Raw genomic sequence first — 16,958 nt, 5'->3', positions numbered from 1 at the left:
CCTGTTCGTCACTCTGCCATGTCCTATCTCCCGGATCGTGGATCTCCGCCCACTGCGCGACGGTGTCGAACCCTGACCCGCACGCTTCGCTCCTGGCGAACGCATCCGCGTCGGAATTCGGGAATGCCCGAGCCTGTCGGACACGTTCCACCAAAGGAACCTCGGCGAAAGACGACTCCACTGCCGACTCCACTGCGAATCGGCAACCGCCGATAGTGGACACTGGAAACAAGCACCGTGAAAGAAGGGGACTGCGATGGACGACCAGTCGAAAATGTACGAGCTGGAATTCCCGGCGCCCCAGTTGTCGGCTGCCGACGGCCAGGGCCCGGTTCTCATCCACGGACTCGAGGGCTACTCCGACGCGGGTCACGCCGTGAAACTTGCGACGAAGCACTTGCGCGAGAGCCTCGAAACCGAACTTGTCGCGTCGTTTGCCGTGGACGAGTTGATCGACTACCGATCACGCCGCCCCACGATGACGTTCAAGGCCGATCACTTCTCGGACTACGACGCCCCCTCTCTGAACCTTTACGCGCTTCGTGACACGGTGGGAACGCCCTTCCTGCTGCTTGCCGGTATGGAACCCGATCTCAAGTGGGAGCGATTCACCACCGCTGTCCGCTTGCTCGCCGAACAGCTGGGCGTACGCCAGACCATCGGGCTCAATGCGATCCCGATGGCGATTCCGCACACCCGCCCGTTGGGCTTGACGGCTCATTCCACGAACAAGGACCTGATCGGCGACCACCAGCGCTGGTCCGGCGAACTTCAGGTTCCCGGCAGTGCGTCGTCGCTGCTGGAATTCCGGATGAGCCAGCACGGCCACGAAGCCGTCGGTTTCTCCGTTCACGTTCCCCATTACCTGGCACAGACCGATTACCCGGCTGCGTCCGAGACCTTGCTGGAGAATGTCGCAGAGGTGTCCGGGCTCGAATTGCCACTCGCCGCTCTGGGTGAGGCTTCGGCGCGCGTCCTCGAACAGGTTAACGAGCACATTGCCGGAAACGAAGAAGTTCAGACCGTGGTCCACGCTCTCGAGCGCCAGTACGACACCTTCGTGACAGCGCAGGAACAGCAGGCGTCACTGCTCGCGGGTGAGGCCGACCTTCCCAGTGGAGACGAGATCGGTGCCGAATTCGAGCGGTTCCTGGCCGAACAGGCAGGCAATGGAGAGTTCGACACGCCGGATGACGGCGAATCCGACCGAAACTGACATATGAGCTGCGGAATTGCGCACATCGTGCGCATTCCGCAACCTCGTCGTTACCTGAGATGTTGTTCTCGATACATCTGTCGGATAGCCTCAAATTCTGCGTGACTTTTGTTGACGGCTCAACAAATCGGAGCGATTCAGTCAACAGCGGTCACGCGCTGATACTGGAGGCGACATGAGCAGACCCCGAACGCGGCAGCTCCGGCCAGTTCCCGACGAGGAACCGCGGATGATGTTTCGGACGATTCACGGTTACCGTCGAGCTTTTCGCATTGCCGGCGACGGCCCTGCGGTTCTGCTCCTGCACGGCATTGGCGACAACTCGTCCACGTGGACGGAGATCATCCCCCATCTGGCCAAGAACTACACCGTCATCGCCCCCGATCTTCTCGGGCACGGTCGCTCCGACAAGCCTCGTGCCGATTACTCGGTAGCGGCCTACGCCAACGGCATGCGCGATCTGTTGTCCACTCTGGGAATCGAACACGTCAGTGTCATCGGGCATTCACTCGGCGGCGGCGTGGCGATGCAATTTGCATACCAGTTCCCCGACATGGTCGATCGACTCGTGTTGGTCTCGACCGGCGGCATCACCAAAGACGTCCATCCGATTCTTCGATTGATGTCGGTGCCGGTGGTCAACGAGGTCCTCAAACTTCTGCGCATTCCCGGAGCGATGCCGATCGTGCGTTTCGCCGGTAGTCTCGCCGGCGCCGTTCACGGATCGAACCTGCGCCCGGGAACCATGCTGCACGACACTCCTGACCTGATTCGTGTTCTCGCCGAACTACCAGACCCCACTGCCTACGAGGCATACCTGCGGACGTTGCGCGCGGTAGTCGACTGGCGAGGTCAGGTCGTCACGATGCTCGATCGGTGTTACCTGACCGAGAATCTGCCGGTTCAGTTGATCTGGGGTGACGAGGATTCCGTGATTCCCGTCTCGCACGCGCACCTCGCGCATGCGGCGATGCCCAACTCCCGACTCGAAGTTTTCCGTGGATCCGGACACTTCCCCTTCCGCGACGACCCCATGCATTTCCTTCAGGTGATCGAGGAGTTCCTCGCGAGCACCGCGCCACTGGTATTCGACGAGGCACACTGGCGGCACATGCTGATTGCCGGGGTTGGTGAAAACACCATCACCGGTTCGTCGTCGACACGCATGGCGGTACTCGATGCGATGGGCTCGGACGAGCGCAGCGCAACCTGATCACCGCCAGCGGCTAACCTGTACAAGTGCTGCTGACGGAACTGCTCCCCGACAACGCGGATCCCGATTCCGTTTTCGACGCCTTCTTATCCTGGACGATCGAGCGTGGTTTGACGCTCTATCCTGCCCAGGAAGAGGCTGTGATGGAACTGGTCTCGGGTGCCAACGTTATTTTGGCTACACCCACCGGTTCCGGAAAGTCGATGGTGGCGATCGGCGCGCACTTCTACGCGATGTCCCAGGGCAAGCGCACGTACTACACCGCGCCCATCAAGGCGTTGGTGAGCGAGAAGTTCTTTGCGCTCTGCGAGGTGTTCGGCGCGGAGAACGTCGGCATGATGACCGGCGACGCTGCCGTCAACTCGTCGGCTCCCATCATCTGTGCCACAGCGGAGATCGTCGCAAATCTCGCGCTGCGAGAGGGCCCCGATTCCGATATCGGCCAGGTAGTGATGGACGAGTTCCATTTCTACTCCGAACCGGATCGCGGGTGGGCGTGGCAGGTTCCGCTGATCGAACTACCGCACGCCCAGTTCTTGCTGATGTCCGCAACTCTGGGCGAGGTGGACTTCTTTTCCGAGGACCTCACGCGTCGCACCGGCAAGCCCACCACCGTCGTGTCTGGTACCGAACGCCCTGTCCCCCTGATGTTCTCGTACGCCACCACGCCGGTCGGTGAGACCATCGAAGAGTTGGTCACCACCAACCAGGCCCCCGTGTACATCGTGCACTTCACGCAGGCCGCAGCTCTCGAACGAGCGCAAGCGCTCACGAGCGTCAACTTCTGTTCCAAAACGGAGAAGGAAGCAATTGCCGAGGCGCTCGGCGGATTTCGCTTCACGACGGGATTCGGTAAGACACTCTCCCGCCTGGTTCGCCACGGCATCGGCGTTCACCATGCCGGCATGTTGCCCAAGTACCGACGGCTCATCGAAGTCCTTGCCCAGGACGGTCTGCTCAAGGTCATCTGCGGCACCGACACACTCGGCGTCGGCATCAACGTTCCCATCCGCACGGTGTTGCTGACGGGTCTGGCCAAGTACGACGGCGTCCGCACCCGCCACCTCAAGGCTCGTGAGTTCCATCAGATCGCAGGTCGCGCCGGCCGCGCCGGCTACGACACGATGGGTACCGTCGTGGTGCAGGCGCCGGAACACGAAGTGGACAATTTGCGAGCAGTCGCCAAGGCGGGCGACGATCCGAAGAAGATCAAGAAAATTCAACGCAAGAAGGCTCCCGAAGGATTTGTTTCGTGGAGCGAAGCGACATTCGACCGCCTGGTTGCGGCATCACCGGAACCCTTGGTGTCGCGGTTCTCCGTCAGCAACTCCATGCTGCTCAATGTCATTGCCCGACCGGGTAATTGCTTCGATGCGATGCGACATCTGTTGGAGGACAACCACGAATCGCGTCCGGCGCAGCGCAAGCACATCCTCAAGGCGATCTCGCTGTACCGCGGATTGCTCAGCGCCGGCATCGTGGAACGCCTCGACGAACCGGACGAGCACGGCCGGATGGCGCGGTTGACGATGGACTTGCAGCGCGACTTCGCCTTGAATCAGCCACTCTCGCCGTTTGCTCTCGCTGCGTTCGAACTCCTCGACGTCGAATCCGATACGTACGCACTCGATGTCGTGTCCATCATCGAATCGACGCTCGACGACCCCCGTCAGGTGTTGATGGGTCAGCAGCACTTCGCCCGCGGTGAGGCTGTTGCCCAGATGAAAGCGGACGGCATCGAGTACGAGGAGCGCATGGAACTCCTCGAAGAGGTCACCTGGCCGAAACCGTTGGCGGAGTTACTGTTCCCCGCCTTCGAGATGTACCGCGGCGGCCATCCGTGGATCACCGAATTTGCGCTCTCCCCCAAATCCGTCGTACGCGACATGATCGAACGTGCAATGACCTTTGCCGAATTGATCAGTCACTACGGGCTCACCCGCTCCGAAGGACTGGTTCTGCGTTACCTCGCGGACGCCTACCGCGCCCTGCGCCAGACCGTGCCCACCGAAGCGCGCACCGAAGAACTCGAAGACATCATCGAGTGGCTGGGTGAGTTGATCCGACAAGTCGACTCGAGCCTGCTCGACGAGTGGGAGTCGCTAACCGACCCCGGAGCCGAAGCCGACACCGAAGAGGTTGCATTCGGCGCCGACATTCCGCGCCCGATCTCGGCAAACCCGCGCGCGTTCCGCGTCATGGTGCGCAACGCGATGTTCCGTCGGATCGACCTCGCGTCGCGGCGACAGTGGAACGAACTGGAAAACCTCGACGACGGTATCGACGCCGCCGAGTGGGAAGAGCAACTGCTCCCCTACTTCGAGGAGTACAGCTCGATCGGAACGGGACCGTCAGCGCGTGGGCCGGCGTTGTTCCAGGTAGTCGAGGAAGGCGAGTTCTGGCGAGTGCGTCAGGTGCTCGAGGACCCGGAAGGTGATCACGGCTGGGCACTGCTAGGTGTCGTCGATATCCCGGAGTCCGACGCGTTGGGTGAAATCGTGTTCGACGAGCTCAGCATCGTCGAGGGCTGACACCCTGTGCGCCTTTCTGGTAGTGGGCACTACCAAAAAGGCGCACGGCGGCTTTAGCCCCTACGAGCCTTGCGCGGCTGATTGCGGCGCGAAGCGCGCTTCTCCTTGATACGGAGGTTCTCGGCGCGCACCTCCGCTTGCAGTGCGCGTTCTTTCTCCAGCCATTCGGGCTTTTCTTCCAGCAGGGCAGCAACTTGATCCGTGGTGAGCGCCTCTTCGACGCCGCCGCGAGCAAGCCCGGCGATGGAGATGCCCAGCTTTGCGGCGATGACCTGCTTCGGGTGCGGGCCGGTGCGGCGCAGTTCCAGCAGCCACTCCGGAGCTTCGGTCTGAAGCGCGGTCAGTTCTTCACGGGTCACGTCGCCTTCCTGGAACTCTTTCGGTGTTGCTTCCAGGTACACACCCAGCTTCTTGGCAGCCGTCGTCGGCTTCATCGTCTGGGGCGTTTTGTTCGACGTCATGCAACAAGAGTAGCCAGCCATCGCGTCGCGTTTTACCAAGGCGGTAACCTTGCCGGGTGAGCAACGCGGATAGTCCGGCAATTTTTCGACTCGCGTATGCCCCCGGGGTAACGCCGACCAAGTGGATTCGAGTGTGGCACGAGCGGCTTCCCGACGTCCGTCTCGAGTTGGTCCAGTTTCCGGTTCTCGAGGTTGTGGCAGCGCTACGGGCGGGCGAGGCCGACGCCGGCCTGGTTCGGTTACCGATCGATCGCACTGAGCTCAGCGCGATCTCCTTATATGCGGAGACGCCGGTGGTGGTGATCCCCAAAGATCACGTGTTCACCGCTGTAGACCAGATTTCCGTCGCCGATCTGAGCGACGAGATTGTGCTCAACCCTCTCGAAGACACCCTCGAGTGGCCGACGCGTCCAGGTAAGGCAGCAGCCGAGCGGCCGGAAACGATCGCCGACGCCATCGAGTTGGTTGCGGCCGGCATCGGCGTTGTTGTTGTTCCGCATTCGGTGGCGCGGTTGCACCACCGCAAGGATCTGACTTTCCGTCCTGTTGCCGGTGCTCCCGAGTCCCCTATTGCTTTGGCTTGGCTGGAGTCCAAGACCACAGAATTGGTCGAAGAACTCATCGGCATCGTGCGAGGACGTACCGCTCAGAGTTCACGCGGACGCAATGGTCAGCCGGCCGAGAAGATCAAGGGTTCGGTCAAGGCCAAGCAGGCAGCGAAGGAACGTCGTGCCGAGGCCGCGAAAGCCGATCACAAAGCCAAGAGTGCCGGAACGGCAAAGAGCGTCTCGGGCCGCAATACCAGCGGCGGCAAAGCCAAGGCCGGCGGCAAAGCGGGTAGCGGCAAGTCGGGCGGCACCAAGAGTTCGGGTGGCCGGTTCACGGGCAAACCGAAGGGCCGCTAGCGGGGAGTTCCGCCAACTCACCTCGCATCCCCAAGTTCTGCGCGCATGATGGAGTTATGACTTCGGTTGATTCGACGGTCCTGGCAGAACTGATCGCTGCGCTGCCGGATGGTGCGCTCCTGCGCGATCCGGACCTTACGGCCGGTTACCGCCAAGACTGGGCAGCCGATCCGAATGCAGGCAACCCGCTGGCCGTTGTCCGGGCCACCTGCACCGAAGATATCCAGGCCGTGATGCGCTGGGCCACCGAACATCGCATTCCCGTGGTTCCGCGCGGTGCCGGATCGGGACTCTCCGGTGGATCCAGCGCCGTCGACGGTTGCATCATGGTCAGCACCGAGCGAATGCGCGAGATCACCATCGACCCGGTAGCTCGGGTGGCCGTAACTCAGCCCGGCTTGATGAACGCCGAGGTCAAGAAAGCTGCCGCAGAGCATGGGCTCTGGTACCCGCCTGACCCGTCGTCGTTCGAGATCTGTTCCATCGGTGGCAATGCCGCTACCAACGCCGGTGGACTCTGTTGTGTGAAATACGGCGTCACCACCGACTATGTGCTCGGCCTGAAGGTAGTGCTCGCCGACGGCACTGCAGTGTCACTGGGCGGCCCGCTCCTGAAAGATGTTGCAGGACTCTCACTTACCAAACTGTTTGTCGGCAGCGAAGGCACTCTCGGCATCATCACTGAGATCACCTTGCGTCTGATTCCGGCGCAGCCGCCCGCTTCAACTGTCGTCGCGTCGTTCGATTCCGTCGAGGAAGCTGCCGACGCGGTCTTGGCGATCACCGGCAAAATGCGTCCGGCGATGCTCGAGTTCATGGATCACGCCAGCATCAACGCTGTCGAGGATTCTGTGCGGATGGGGCTCAACCGGAAGGCTCGCGCACTGATTCTGGCCCAATCCGATGCCCACGGCGCCGCTGGTGTACTCGAGATCGAGAGCATTGTCGCAGCGTGCGAAAACAACGGGGCCACCGAAGTTTTCGCGACAGACGACCAGGCCGAGGGTGATGCGTTCACTGCGGCCCGACGGGCGGTGTTTCCAGCCGTTCAGGCGTTGGGGAATCTGCTCCTCGAAGATGTCGGCGTTCCGATGCGAGCGCTGCCACGATTGATCACGGGGGTGGAAGCCATCGCCGCGGACCTGGATGTCCTTATCTGCACCGTGGCGCACGCCGGCGACGGAAACACTCATCCACTGATCGTGTTCGATCCGTCTGATCCCGATATGACAGAGCGCGCCCAGATCGCATTCGGACGGGTCATGGATCTCGCAATTGCGCTGGGCGGCACCATTACCGGCGAACACGGTGTGGGCCGGATCAAGCGCGACTGGTTGCCAGCTCAGCTAGGCGAGGACGTCATGGCGTTGAACCGGAAAATCAAAGATGCGCTTGATCCCCTAGGAATTCTCAATCCCGGAGCGGTCATCGCTGCGAAGTAGTCACACATCTCGAGTCCACTTTCGCTGACACCCGTCGGCGAAAATGTGCATGCCCAAACCTCTGCCCGCACACTCCGGACAAACACCTCGCGTTAGTGACATGCGACGACATTGGTCTAGACTCCATCGAGATTTACACTGCCCGGGGGGACCAGTAAATGCGTAGATCCATCGTGGGCATTACCAGCGCAAAAAAGGCAAAATACCTGTACCAGAAATCAATTGGCGGGCAATGATGCGCTGCGATCCCGAACAGATGCACGCAACAGCGACTCGAATTTCAGACCTCGCCGACGAATTCTGGGACGACGTGGAAACGTTGCGCCGCGATGCCGAATCCTTGATGACAGCCGAATGGACCGGGGACGCGTCCCGAACCCACGCCGCACTGTGGGCCGAGTGGGTCTACTCCGCCCGCCAGGTCGCGGGCGCACTCACCGAGGACGCCGGACTGCTGCATCAAGCAGCTACCGAGTACAGAAGGACCGACGACCAGAATGCCGGCAGCATTTCGGGTACTCGACTGAACATGGACTTCTGATGGGCCGGTACTCTGCCGACACCGAGCAAATCCTCGGTCTCGTCGGCAGGGCGAAGCAGATCGGCATGCGCGTCGAAGCCCGCATCACCGACGTCGAACGGGAAGTCGTGGCCCTCAACGTCGACTGGGACGGCGATGCCGCCGATGCCCACCGCACCAAACACGAAACCTTGCACCGCGAACTGAAAGACATGCGCACTGCACTGTCCGAACTCGAATCGATGGCCCAGGGCGCGCACGATCGCTATCTCGCCAACGCGCGACACAACAGTGGGATGTGGCCCTGATGGCGCCGATCACAATGGACCCCGCAGTCCTCATCGACGCTGCCACACAGTACAAAACGGTCAGCAACAGCACTGACAGTGTGATCCGTCTGCTCGGTGAAACGCTCCAAACCAACTGGGGGTGCGCCGGAACCGACAACGCGGGAGCCGGGTGGGCCGCGAGCTATGACCCCGCCGCATTTGATGCCGTCGCCGCCGGAACAAACATTGTCAACGCGTTCAGCAAACTGCACGATCTACTCGCGGCGACCGGTGTCAACCACGCCAACACCGAGCGATCGAATACCAACCCGCCGGAGCCCCCGGAGGGGCCGGCGTCGCAGCTTCCGACCGTGTCGGCGCCGGCGTTTTACGGGGCGCTCGGCGGCGATACCGACCCGCCGCTCGGGTGGGAGTTGATTACTGCGTGGCTGCAGGGACACATGTGGCCCAACGGGAACCCCGACAAATTGAAAGCACTCGGGCGAGCGTGGCGCACAGCCGCCGAGGGGTTGCGCGATGCAAACGATGCAACGGGTACAGCGTGGGTCGCCCTCGAGGAACTCGACTCCGACGAGATGCCGCAGGTCCTGGCTCAACTCGACAATGTCTTCGTCACTACCAACGCCGTCGCCGATCAGTACGACACACTGGCCGCCGCCTGCGACGAGTGGGCACAGACAATCGAGGAGGCTCACCGCAAGATCTTCGACATCGTCGGCAAAGCCATCATCGTCGGGGCTTTGGCCGGCGCAGTCACCGCACTCTTTACCCTCGGTGCTGGTACCGTCGCCGCGGCCGGAGCGACGGGAAGTGTGATCGCTGCCAGCGTCGTTGGGGTACTCGGCGCCGTGGACGCGGTCGCCGTAACGGTGGTCGGTGGCGTCGCCGCGGCGGGGGCTGCTGCTGTGGGTGCGGTCAACGAGCTGCAACCACTGCTCGAAGCCAACCCGACTACCTTCAATGCCAACACCGGCGGCGGAGGAAACACGCTCGGTTACTATCCCGCACCGCGGCACCTCCCCGGATTCCCGAATGCCAAACTAGTCAAGAGAATGAACGAGCGAAAGCGCTGGAAAGATGACAAAGGCAACATCTACGAATGGGACTATCAGCACGGTGCCGTCGAGAAATACAACAAGAACGGCACGCATCTAGGAGAATAAGATGCGAATACAGGCACACAGACCAAACCCGCCGACCCAAGCCGCCGAACAGAAAGGTGAGACATGTGGTATTTAGAAGCTTTCGACAACGATACTGAATTATTAGCCGGGGAGTACCTCTTACGCGAAATGTCCGTTGAGATCGTGAAAGAAATTCTCGATATCGACGACAGCGACTTCGAATTACCCGTTGGGATACGTCAAAATGACGTACCTCTTGAGAAAGTTCCCGAGTTCGCTAAATACATTAACGAACCCTTCAAGATAGACCAAAATTGTGAATACGAAGTAGCATTCTTAACTGAGTAACAACCATCGAGAGTTCGAATACCAGTCGAGCCCGACGGTTCATCAGATCGACTTCACGACTCCGGACCCGCCACTCCACCCGCAAACCAGGAGAGAAGTTTATGTGGCATCTCCAGGCCTACGACAACGACGCCGAATTACAAACCGAGATCTACCTTTTGCACGATATGATTGCCGAAATCGTGAAAGATATTCTCGGCGTTGACGACAGCGGCTTCGACTTACCCGTCTGGATCCTAGAATGACGTACCCCTCGACAAAGTGCCCGAGTTCACTAAATACAGTAACGAACCCTTCAAGATAGACCGAAATAGTGAGTTTGAAGTCTCAGATCTAACGGATTGAACCGAGCCTGGGCCTCGATTGTCAGCTCGAACCCGACAAGTTCAATTGATGCGGCCAGACCATCCGCGCCGCACCAAGTCGTCGAGCAGGAAAGTGAAACATGTGGTACCTCGAAGCTTTCGACAACGAGACCGAATTTCGCACCGAAAAATACCTCTTGCACGACATGACTGCCGAGATCGTGAAGGAAATCCTCGGCATCGACGACAACAACTTCGATCTACCCGTCGTCGCACGTTTCAGTTGCGTTCAACTCGACAAAGTTCTCAAGTTCGCGAAGTACACCCACGAACCTATCGACGTAATCGAAAACTGCGAATATTTCGTTGGACTATTCGCTGACTGAGTACTGTAAGAACGGCACGCATCTAGGCGATTTCGACTCCAATGCCGGATCGCCCGACTAAACCCGCCGACGCCAGCCGCAGACATGGAAAGTGAAACATGTGGCATCTCGAAGCTTTCGACAATGGAAATAATCGATTAGTCAAAGATTACGCTCTGCATGATATGGCTGTTGAGATCGTGAAGGAAATCCTCGGGATCGACGACACGACTCCAAATTTCCCCTCAGAGTGGCGTTCCCCTCGACAAAGTACTCGAGTTCGCGAAATACACTTGTAAACCCATCGAGATAACAGAGAACCGCGAATACGAAATAGGCCTATTCGCCGACTGAACAGCAACACTGCACCTCGTCGGCCAATCCTCGAGGCCAATCCGGCTACATTCGACGCCAAGACCATTGAACCCGGAGAGATGTGGAATTTCCACAAGGCTCCGGAGTTTCTTCCGGGGTTTCCGGATGCCAAACCCGTCAAATATCGATCTGAAGGAATCGAGCAGTACTGGTTCCGGTCACAACGACAGGGGTCATTGAGGGATCGTCCGCCCCGGCGCAACGGATTTCACCAGCTCCGCCAACTGCCTGAACCCTTCGGCGCGGCCGCTGGACGAGCGGAATACCAGTCCGATTGTCCGGCCAGGGGCAGGTGCCGTGAATGTCGCCGTGGCGAGTTCACCCCGCCGACTCTCCACCGGCACAGCCGATTCGGGGACCAAGGTCACACCGAGCCCGCCGGCGACACACTGCACGATCGTCGCCAAGGATGTTGCCCGCGTATCCCCGGAGAGCGGGTGGGCGTCGACGGAACGGCACAGATCCAGTGTCTGGTCCCGCAGGCAATGCCCGTCATCGAGAAGCAGCAAGGGCAGTTCGTCGAGGACGTCAGCGGTGAGATCGCTGCGTCCTGCCAGCGCGTGGTCTGCTGGGACGACCAGAACAAAATCCTCGTCGTAGAGCGGTATCTCGATCAACCCAGGCGCACCAGCCGGCAGGGCGAGCAAGGCCAGATCGAGGGCACCGGAGCGGAGCGAGTCGAGCAGTCGTGCGGTTTGGTCCTCGATGACGTGAGGTGCAACCGTTGGCATGGACGTCCGCAATGCCGGCAGCAGTGACGGCAGGATGTACGGCGCGACAGTGGGAATCAGCCCGATCCGAAGTGGGCCGGCCAATCGATCCCCCATTCCGGCGGCGCTCGCGACAAATCCGTCGGCAGCCTCGAGAATCAGTTTCGCTTGGCTGAGAAGCCGCTGACCGTCGCCTGTGACGAGGACACGCCGGGTGCTGCGTTCGATCAATTGCACGCCGAGGCCCGATTCGAGTGCGGCCAACGCCTGCGAGAGTGTGGGTTGGCTCACACTCAAACGTGCTGCGGCGGTGCCGAAGTGCCGATGTTCGGCCACCGATACGAAGGCACGCAGCTGTGACAAGGAAGGTTGATAAGTCTGATCAGCCATGGCTATCAGTGTAGTGCCACCTATCACCTTTACCTTTTGACCACTTTGATGCAGAATGGACTCATACCAAAAAGCGCCGGTCGCGCACCATGACGGTGAGACCCGCTTCGACGGTATCGAGAACTTTCGATCACAAACATTCGTGATCGTGCGTGTGAGAAAAACCTGTTCACAAGACAAGTAGGAGGACGAGACATATGGCTCTGCTGACAATCGGCGACCAGTTCCCGGCATACAACCTGAAGGCCGTTATCGGCGGCGACCTCTCCAAGGTCGACGCTCAGCAGCCCGACGACTACTTCACTCAGATCACGAGCGACGACTACGCAGGCAAGTGGCGCATCGTCTTCTTCTGGCCCAAGGACTTCACGTTCGTGTGCCCCACGGAGATCGCAGCATTCGGCAAGCTGAACGACGAGTTCGCAGACCGCGACGCACAGGTTCTCGGCGCTTCCGTCGACAACGAGTTCGTTCACTTCCAGTGGCGTGCACAGCACGACGAGCTCAAGACCCTCCCCTTCCCGATGCTCTCGGACCTCAAGCGCGAGCTTGCCGAGGCCACCGGCGTCCTCAACGCTGACGGCGTTGCAGACCGCGCGACGTTCATCGTCGACCCCAACAACGAGATCCAGTTCGTCTCCGTCACAGCCGGTTCCGTCGGCCGTAACGTCGACGAGGTTCTCCGCGTTCTCGACGCTCTGCAGAGCGACGAGCTGTGCGCCTGCAACTGGAAGAAGGGCGACCCGACGATCAACGCCGGCGAGCTGCTGAACGCGAGCGTCTGATCATGAGCGTCGACAACCTGAAAGATTCGCTTCCCGAGTACGCCAAGGATCTCAAGCTCAACCTGAGTTCCATTGCGCGCACCACGGTTCTGAACGAGCAGCAGCTGTGGGGCACCCTCCTCGCAACGGCCGCTGCAACCAAGTCGGCGACCACGCTCAAGGAAATCGCAGCCGAGGCGGCAGACAACCTGTCCGCTGAGGCGTACAACGCAGCGCTCGGCGCAGCGGCGATCATGGGCATGAACAACGTCTTCTACCGCACCAAGGGCTACCTTGACGGTAAGTACGACGACCTTCGTGCGGGCCTGCGGATGAACATCATCGGCAACCCGGGCGTCGACAAGGCCGACTTCGAATTGTGGTCGCTCGCGGTTTCCGCGATCAACGGCTGCAACCATTGCCTCGAAGCTCACGAGAACACCCTCCGTCAGGAAGGCGTTTCCCGCGAGGTCATCTTCGAAGCGATCCGTGCCGGTTCCATCGTCATGGGTGTCGCGCAGGCTGTCGAGGCCAATGAAATCCTCGCTGCCGCACAGGTCTGATCCCAGACCGACGCAGTAGACGAAAGACCCTCCCCGCCTTCCACGGTGGGGAGGGTTTATTCGTTTTTCCGGCGCGCTACTGTGGACCGATGGGCATCGAAGTGAGTGTGGTCCGGGTCTTCACGGACGAGAACGGAAAGCACGGCAACCCACTCGGGATTGTCGACGCATCACTGGTCGAACTATCCGAACGGCAAGAAGTCGCCGCGACGCTCGGGTACAGCGAAACGATTTTTGTCGATCTCCCCGAAGTGGGCGCCGCTCGGGCGAGTGCCCAGATCTTCACTCCGGCAGCAGAACTCCCCTTTGCCGGTCATCCCACGGTCGGTCTCACCTGGTGGCTGCACGATCAGGCACGGCCGGTGACCACACTCGGTGTCCCCGCCGGCGAACTCGACGTACGCCGCAGCAGTAACCTCACGTGGGTTCGCGCCCGCGCCGAATGGGCACCGGAGTTTGCTCTCTACCCCCTGGAAACGGTGGATGACGTAATCGACGCGGTTCCGTCGGACTACGAAACCGATCACTCCTACCTGTGGGCGTGGCAGGACAAACTCGAATCGTCCATCCGCTCAAGGATGTTCGCTCCGGAAATGGGAATCGCCGAGGACGAAGCTACCGGATCGGCGGCCCTACGCATCACTGATCACCTACGAAAATCGCTTCGAATCACCCAGGGACGGGGATCGATCCTGCACACCACCTACTCGCCCGAAGGATGGCTCGAAGTGGGCGGACGCGTGGTTGCCGAGCAGTCACGAACTTTGTGACTGGCCTGCCGGATTCCGTCCTGCCTCGAGGTCTGCGGCGCTGAGCGTCACGGCAATTTCGTCGCCGAGTGCCACGCCGGGTGCAAGCGGCAGTTGATCGCCGCTCCAGAACTTGCCGGGATCGAACCAGTTGATGCGACGGTTTCCCACCATCAGGCCCATTGCCTCGTACGTCTGCGCGACAACCTCGGCGCAGTAGGCACTTTCGATGCCCGACGCAGGCGATTCGGGCTTCTTCCGGAACTTCGGGACGCGCCCGCCGAACCATCGTGACGCGAGCTTGGCGGTGGAGGGAAACGGCGTGCCGTCCAGGCGGGCTATGGTGCGCAGCAGCGCATCCTCTTGTTCACGGGTCACCGGGGTGTCGAGCTGCCGAAGCCAACCCTGCTGCCCGTACTTGGCTCCCCACACCTGCACGGCGGCCTTCAGATCATGGAGCTGAACGCCACGCTGGAAACGACCGGTCCACATGTCTTGCAACGAATGACCGAGCTCTGCATGCCACATGAGCGGTGGCAGATCGTCGATCACCACCGACATGCCGACGTGGTTGACCGGACTGTTAGTGAGCGTCTGAATTGCCTTGTCGGCCGTGGAATCTCCGCGGAAGATCCAGATATCGCCAGTGCGGGTGACACTGGCTGCCTCGTCGAGGGTCACCTGAGAGCGTGATCGTCGGTCCATAACCTTTAGCCTAGAGGCATGACACTTCGTGCCTCGCACATATGGAAGCTCGTGGGCCTCGCCGGCGCTATGGGGGTCGCGGCCACCGGGGTCCTCGCTGTGCGGAACGAGCGTGCGCGTCGGGCGTACTCCCCCGACGAGATTCGCTCCGTCCTCCACGAGCGATACACGCAGGCGTACGCCAGGGCGTCAGAGCAGGACACTATCGAGCTGGAGCCGGTACCGAGCACACTGCGGCGCCGGATGAAGAAACTCTTCCGACGCCGCAGCTAGTTCGCAAATTTATCCGAGAGCGGCGAGGATTCCCGCAGCCATCTCGGCCACCTGATCGTCCGTCATCACGAAGGTCGGGGAAATCTGCATCGCTCCCTGACCTGCCGCGCGACCTGAAATTCCGTGCTCGCGCAGCGTCTTCACGAACGGCAGTGCCTCGGCCGGGTCTGCCAGCTGAACGGCGGCGACGGCCCCGAGTCCACTGCGGACCTCGGAAACCCGCGGATGCTCGGCCAGCGGCTGCAAGTGCGTGTGCAACGACGCTTCGAGCCGCTTGGACTCGGCGAGGAGGTTCTCACGCTCGAGAATGTCGAGGTTTGCCATGGCTGCAGCTGCCGCTCCGGCGTGCCCGCCGTAGGTGTAGCCGTGACGCCACCAAGCACCGTTGTAGAACGGCTCGGCGACGCGAGGTGCGATGAACACGGCACCCATCGGAACGTATCCGGAGGTCAAACCCTTTGCTGTGGTCATCATGTCGGGCTGCAGATCGAAGCGAGTGGATGCAAACCACTCGCCACCGATACGACCGAAACCGGTGACAACCTCGTCGACGACAAACAGTATGTCGTGTTCACGGCAGATGTCTCGGACCTCGGCCAGGTATCCCTCGGGCGGAAGGTACACCCCGCCGGCGCCGATGATGGGCTCGGCGAAGAATGCGGCGATCTTGTTCGCGCCGACCTTCTCGATCAGTTCGAGGAGGCTCTTGGCGTCGTCCCAGCCGACGGTGGCAGCATCGGCCATCAGCTCGCCGTACCCCTCGCGATTGACGGGGATACCGGCGAGAGCTGTTCCCGCAACATGCATTCCGTGGTAGGCCTTCTGGCGTCCGACGATGATGTTCTTGTCGGGCTGGCCGACCTCATGCCAGTACCGACGCGCCAACTTCGCTGCGGTGTCGACGGAATCGGAACCACCGGAGGTGAAGAAGATCTTGCTGCCTGCAACCGGCGCGATCTTCGCGAGCCGCTCAGCCAGTGCCTGCGTGGTTTCGGGGACAAAATCGCCGAAGTTGGAGAAGTGAGCGATCTTCGACAGCTGAGCGGCAACGGCGTCGGCGATCTCGGTGCGGCCGTGGCCCACGTTCGTGAACCAGAGCCCGGCAGTTGCGTCGAGGTACCGATTGTCCTGCGAGTCCCAGATGTACGCGCCTTCACCGCGAGAGACGACAAATGCGCCGTTCTTCTCGACCGCGCCCATATCCGCGAACCCGTGCCACAGTGCCGAAGCCATCTTTTTCCCCTTCGAGTCCAAACGAATACCAACGATGCTGGTGTGCACACGATGTGCAGCAACTATATCGACACCACAAATCGTCTCCCGCGTGATGCTGCCCTGCGTGGGGATCGCCGCCCTGGGCACGTAATCTCATCACCATGACTTTTGCCGAGAATCTTGCTGCCCTCCCCTCGATCGATCACCTCGCCGCCATCAACGTGCTCGACACCGACGGCACCGTCATCGACACCGTGGAGAACAAGCCGGGCAAATCTGGTTCGGTCAAGGTCTACAACCACCTCGCCCAGGTCTACGGCGCAATCACTCCTGAGGCCGCAACGGCTGCGCTGGCGATTTTTGCCGAGCACACAGACGATGCCCGCGCGAACCGCGGCAAGCACCCCAACATCGACCGTCTCGATCAGGTTCTTGCCAGCGGCAACACTCTCGGGCTGCAGGAAGTTCCGGCGGAGTAGCAGCCCGCGGTCCAC

At 60.8% G+C, this 16,958-nt stretch carries 21 protein-coding genes; 17 read left to right on the top strand and 4 right to left on the bottom strand.

The genetic code is table 11. The annotated features are described in order from the left end of the window. Positions 1 to 256: 256 nt before the first annotated feature. The 3 genes from KYT97_RS01540 to KYT97_RS01530 all read left to right on the top strand — a co-directional run bounded on the left by KYT97_RS01540 (position 257) and on the right by KYT97_RS01530 (position 4,960). The gene (locus tag KYT97_RS01540; protein ID WP_033234796.1) at positions 257 to 1,216 is read left to right on the top strand and encodes a proteasome assembly chaperone family protein; all 960 of its coding nucleotides are present in this window, start codon (positions 257 to 259) and stop codon (positions 1,214 to 1,216) included. 175 nt (positions 1,217 to 1,391) lie between these two features. Next, a complete protein-coding gene (locus KYT97_RS01535) occupies positions 1,392 to 2,429 on the top strand; it encodes an alpha/beta fold hydrolase (RefSeq protein ID WP_033234797.1) in 1,038 nt (345 codons plus the stop codon). A 26-nt stretch (positions 2,430 to 2,455) separates the two neighbouring features. After that, on the top strand, positions 2,456 to 4,960 hold the full coding sequence (locus tag KYT97_RS01530) for a DEAD/DEAH box helicase (RefSeq protein WP_033234798.1): 2,505 nt from the start codon (positions 2,456 to 2,458) through the stop codon (positions 4,958 to 4,960). A gap of 53 nt (positions 4,961 to 5,013) precedes the next feature. Here KYT97_RS01530 and KYT97_RS01525 read toward each other — a convergent pair whose 3' ends face one another. Then, positions 5,014 to 5,421 carry a DUF5997 family protein gene (locus KYT97_RS01525; protein WP_033234799.1) on the bottom strand — a complete coding sequence of 136 codons (408 nt, stop codon included), beginning with the start codon at positions 5,419 to 5,421 and terminating at the stop codon, positions 5,014 to 5,016. A 56-nt stretch (positions 5,422 to 5,477) separates the two neighbouring features. On the opposite strand from KYT97_RS01525, the gene KYT97_RS01520 reads away from it, so the two are divergent. The 9 genes from KYT97_RS01520 to KYT97_RS31225 all read left to right on the top strand — a co-directional run bounded on the left by KYT97_RS01520 (position 5,478) and on the right by KYT97_RS31225 (position 11,019). Next, on the top strand, positions 5,478 to 6,326 hold the full coding sequence (locus KYT97_RS01520; protein ID WP_033234800.1) for a LysR substrate-binding domain-containing protein: 849 nt from the start codon (positions 5,478 to 5,480) through the stop codon (positions 6,324 to 6,326). 56 nt (positions 6,327 to 6,382) lie between these two features. After that, a complete protein-coding gene (locus tag KYT97_RS01515; RefSeq protein ID WP_033234801.1) occupies positions 6,383 to 7,768 on the top strand; it encodes an FAD-binding oxidoreductase in 1,386 nt (461 codons plus the stop codon). 166 nt (positions 7,769 to 7,934) lie between these two features. Next, entirely contained in the window at positions 7,935 to 8,309 is a 375-nt protein-coding gene (locus tag KYT97_RS01510; protein ID WP_342393914.1) for a WXG100 family type VII secretion target, read from the top strand. After that, positions 8,309 to 8,596, top strand: a complete 288-nt coding sequence (locus KYT97_RS01505) for a WXG100 family type VII secretion target (RefSeq protein ID WP_033234803.1) — start codon at positions 8,309 to 8,311, stop codon at positions 8,594 to 8,596. The genes KYT97_RS01510 and KYT97_RS01505 overlap by 1 nt, the downstream gene beginning before the upstream one ends. Continuing rightward, complete coding sequence (locus KYT97_RS01500) at positions 8,596 to 9,741, top strand: colicin E3/pyocin S6 family cytotoxin (RefSeq protein ID WP_202025568.1); 1,146 nt, start codon at positions 8,596 to 8,598, stop codon at positions 9,739 to 9,741. The genes KYT97_RS01505 and KYT97_RS01500 overlap by 1 nt, the downstream gene beginning before the upstream one ends. 63 nt (positions 9,742 to 9,804) lie before the next feature. After that, positions 9,805 to 10,050, top strand: coding sequence for a DUF7683 domain-containing protein (locus tag KYT97_RS31230; RefSeq protein WP_033234805.1), 246 nt, complete (start codon positions 9,805 to 9,807; stop codon positions 10,048 to 10,050). Between the two features lie 101 nt (positions 10,051 to 10,151). Then, positions 10,152 to 10,295, top strand: coding sequence for a hypothetical protein (locus tag KYT97_RS01495; RefSeq protein ID WP_155276686.1), 144 nt, complete (start codon positions 10,152 to 10,154; stop codon positions 10,293 to 10,295). A gap of 200 nt (positions 10,296 to 10,495) precedes the next feature. Then, entirely contained in the window at positions 10,496 to 10,741 is a 246-nt protein-coding gene (locus tag KYT97_RS01490; protein WP_033234806.1) for a DUF7683 domain-containing protein, read from the top strand. Positions 10,742 to 10,839: 98 nt separating this feature from the next. Further along, positions 10,840 to 11,019, top strand: coding sequence for a DUF7683 domain-containing protein (locus KYT97_RS31225; protein ID WP_116103997.1), 180 nt, complete (start codon positions 10,840 to 10,842; stop codon positions 11,017 to 11,019). Between the two features lie 249 nt (positions 11,020 to 11,268). On the opposite strand, the gene KYT97_RS01485 is transcribed toward KYT97_RS31225, so the two are convergent. Then, positions 11,269 to 12,195 (bottom strand): LysR substrate-binding domain-containing protein, encoded by a 927-nt coding sequence (locus tag KYT97_RS01485; protein WP_033234807.1) that lies wholly within the window; start codon positions 12,193 to 12,195, stop codon positions 11,269 to 11,271. Positions 12,196 to 12,392: 197 nt separating this feature from the next. On the opposite strand from KYT97_RS01485, the gene KYT97_RS01480 reads away from it, so the two are divergent. The 3 genes from KYT97_RS01480 to KYT97_RS01470 all read left to right on the top strand — a co-directional run bounded on the left by KYT97_RS01480 (position 12,393) and on the right by KYT97_RS01470 (position 14,292). Then, on the top strand, positions 12,393 to 12,980 hold the full coding sequence (locus tag KYT97_RS01480) for a peroxiredoxin (protein WP_033234808.1): 588 nt from the start codon (positions 12,393 to 12,395) through the stop codon (positions 12,978 to 12,980). A gap of 2 nt (positions 12,981 to 12,982) precedes the next feature. Next, positions 12,983 to 13,522, top strand: coding sequence for an alkylhydroperoxidase, AhpD family (gene ahpD / locus KYT97_RS01475; RefSeq protein ID WP_033234809.1), 540 nt, complete (start codon positions 12,983 to 12,985; stop codon positions 13,520 to 13,522). 89 nt (positions 13,523 to 13,611) lie between these two features. Then, a complete protein-coding gene (locus KYT97_RS01470; RefSeq protein ID WP_033234810.1) occupies positions 13,612 to 14,292 on the top strand; it encodes a PhzF family phenazine biosynthesis protein in 681 nt (226 codons plus the stop codon). On the opposite strand, the gene KYT97_RS01465 is transcribed toward KYT97_RS01470, so the two are convergent. Continuing rightward, entirely contained in the window at positions 14,278 to 14,976 is a 699-nt protein-coding gene (locus KYT97_RS01465; protein WP_033234811.1) for a hypothetical protein, read from the bottom strand. The genes KYT97_RS01470 and KYT97_RS01465 overlap by 15 nt on opposite strands. A gap of 18 nt (positions 14,977 to 14,994) precedes the next feature. On the opposite strand from KYT97_RS01465, the gene KYT97_RS01460 reads away from it, so the two are divergent. Next, complete coding sequence (locus tag KYT97_RS01460) at positions 14,995 to 15,249, top strand: hypothetical protein (protein ID WP_033234812.1); 255 nt, start codon at positions 14,995 to 14,997, stop codon at positions 15,247 to 15,249. Positions 15,250 to 15,258: 9 nt separating this feature from the next. On the opposite strand, the gene KYT97_RS01455 is transcribed toward KYT97_RS01460, so the two are convergent. After that, positions 15,259 to 16,482: an aminotransferase family protein gene (locus KYT97_RS01455; RefSeq protein WP_033234813.1), complete on the bottom strand. Its 1,224-nt coding sequence runs from the start codon at positions 16,480 to 16,482 to the stop codon at positions 15,259 to 15,261. Positions 16,483 to 16,625: 143 nt separating this feature from the next. Between KYT97_RS01455 and KYT97_RS01450 the strand changes: the two genes are divergently transcribed. Further along, a complete protein-coding gene (locus tag KYT97_RS01450; RefSeq protein WP_033234814.1) occupies positions 16,626 to 16,943 on the top strand; it encodes a DUF2322 family protein in 318 nt (105 codons plus the stop codon). Positions 16,944 to 16,958 lie beyond the last annotated feature (15 nt).

This window comes from Rhodococcus globerulus (assembly GCF_019334125.1).
Classification (GTDB): Bacteria; Actinomycetota; Actinomycetes; order Mycobacteriales; family Mycobacteriaceae; genus Rhodococcus_F; species Rhodococcus_F globerula.
This window is presented reverse-complemented; position numbering and strand designations above follow the sequence as displayed.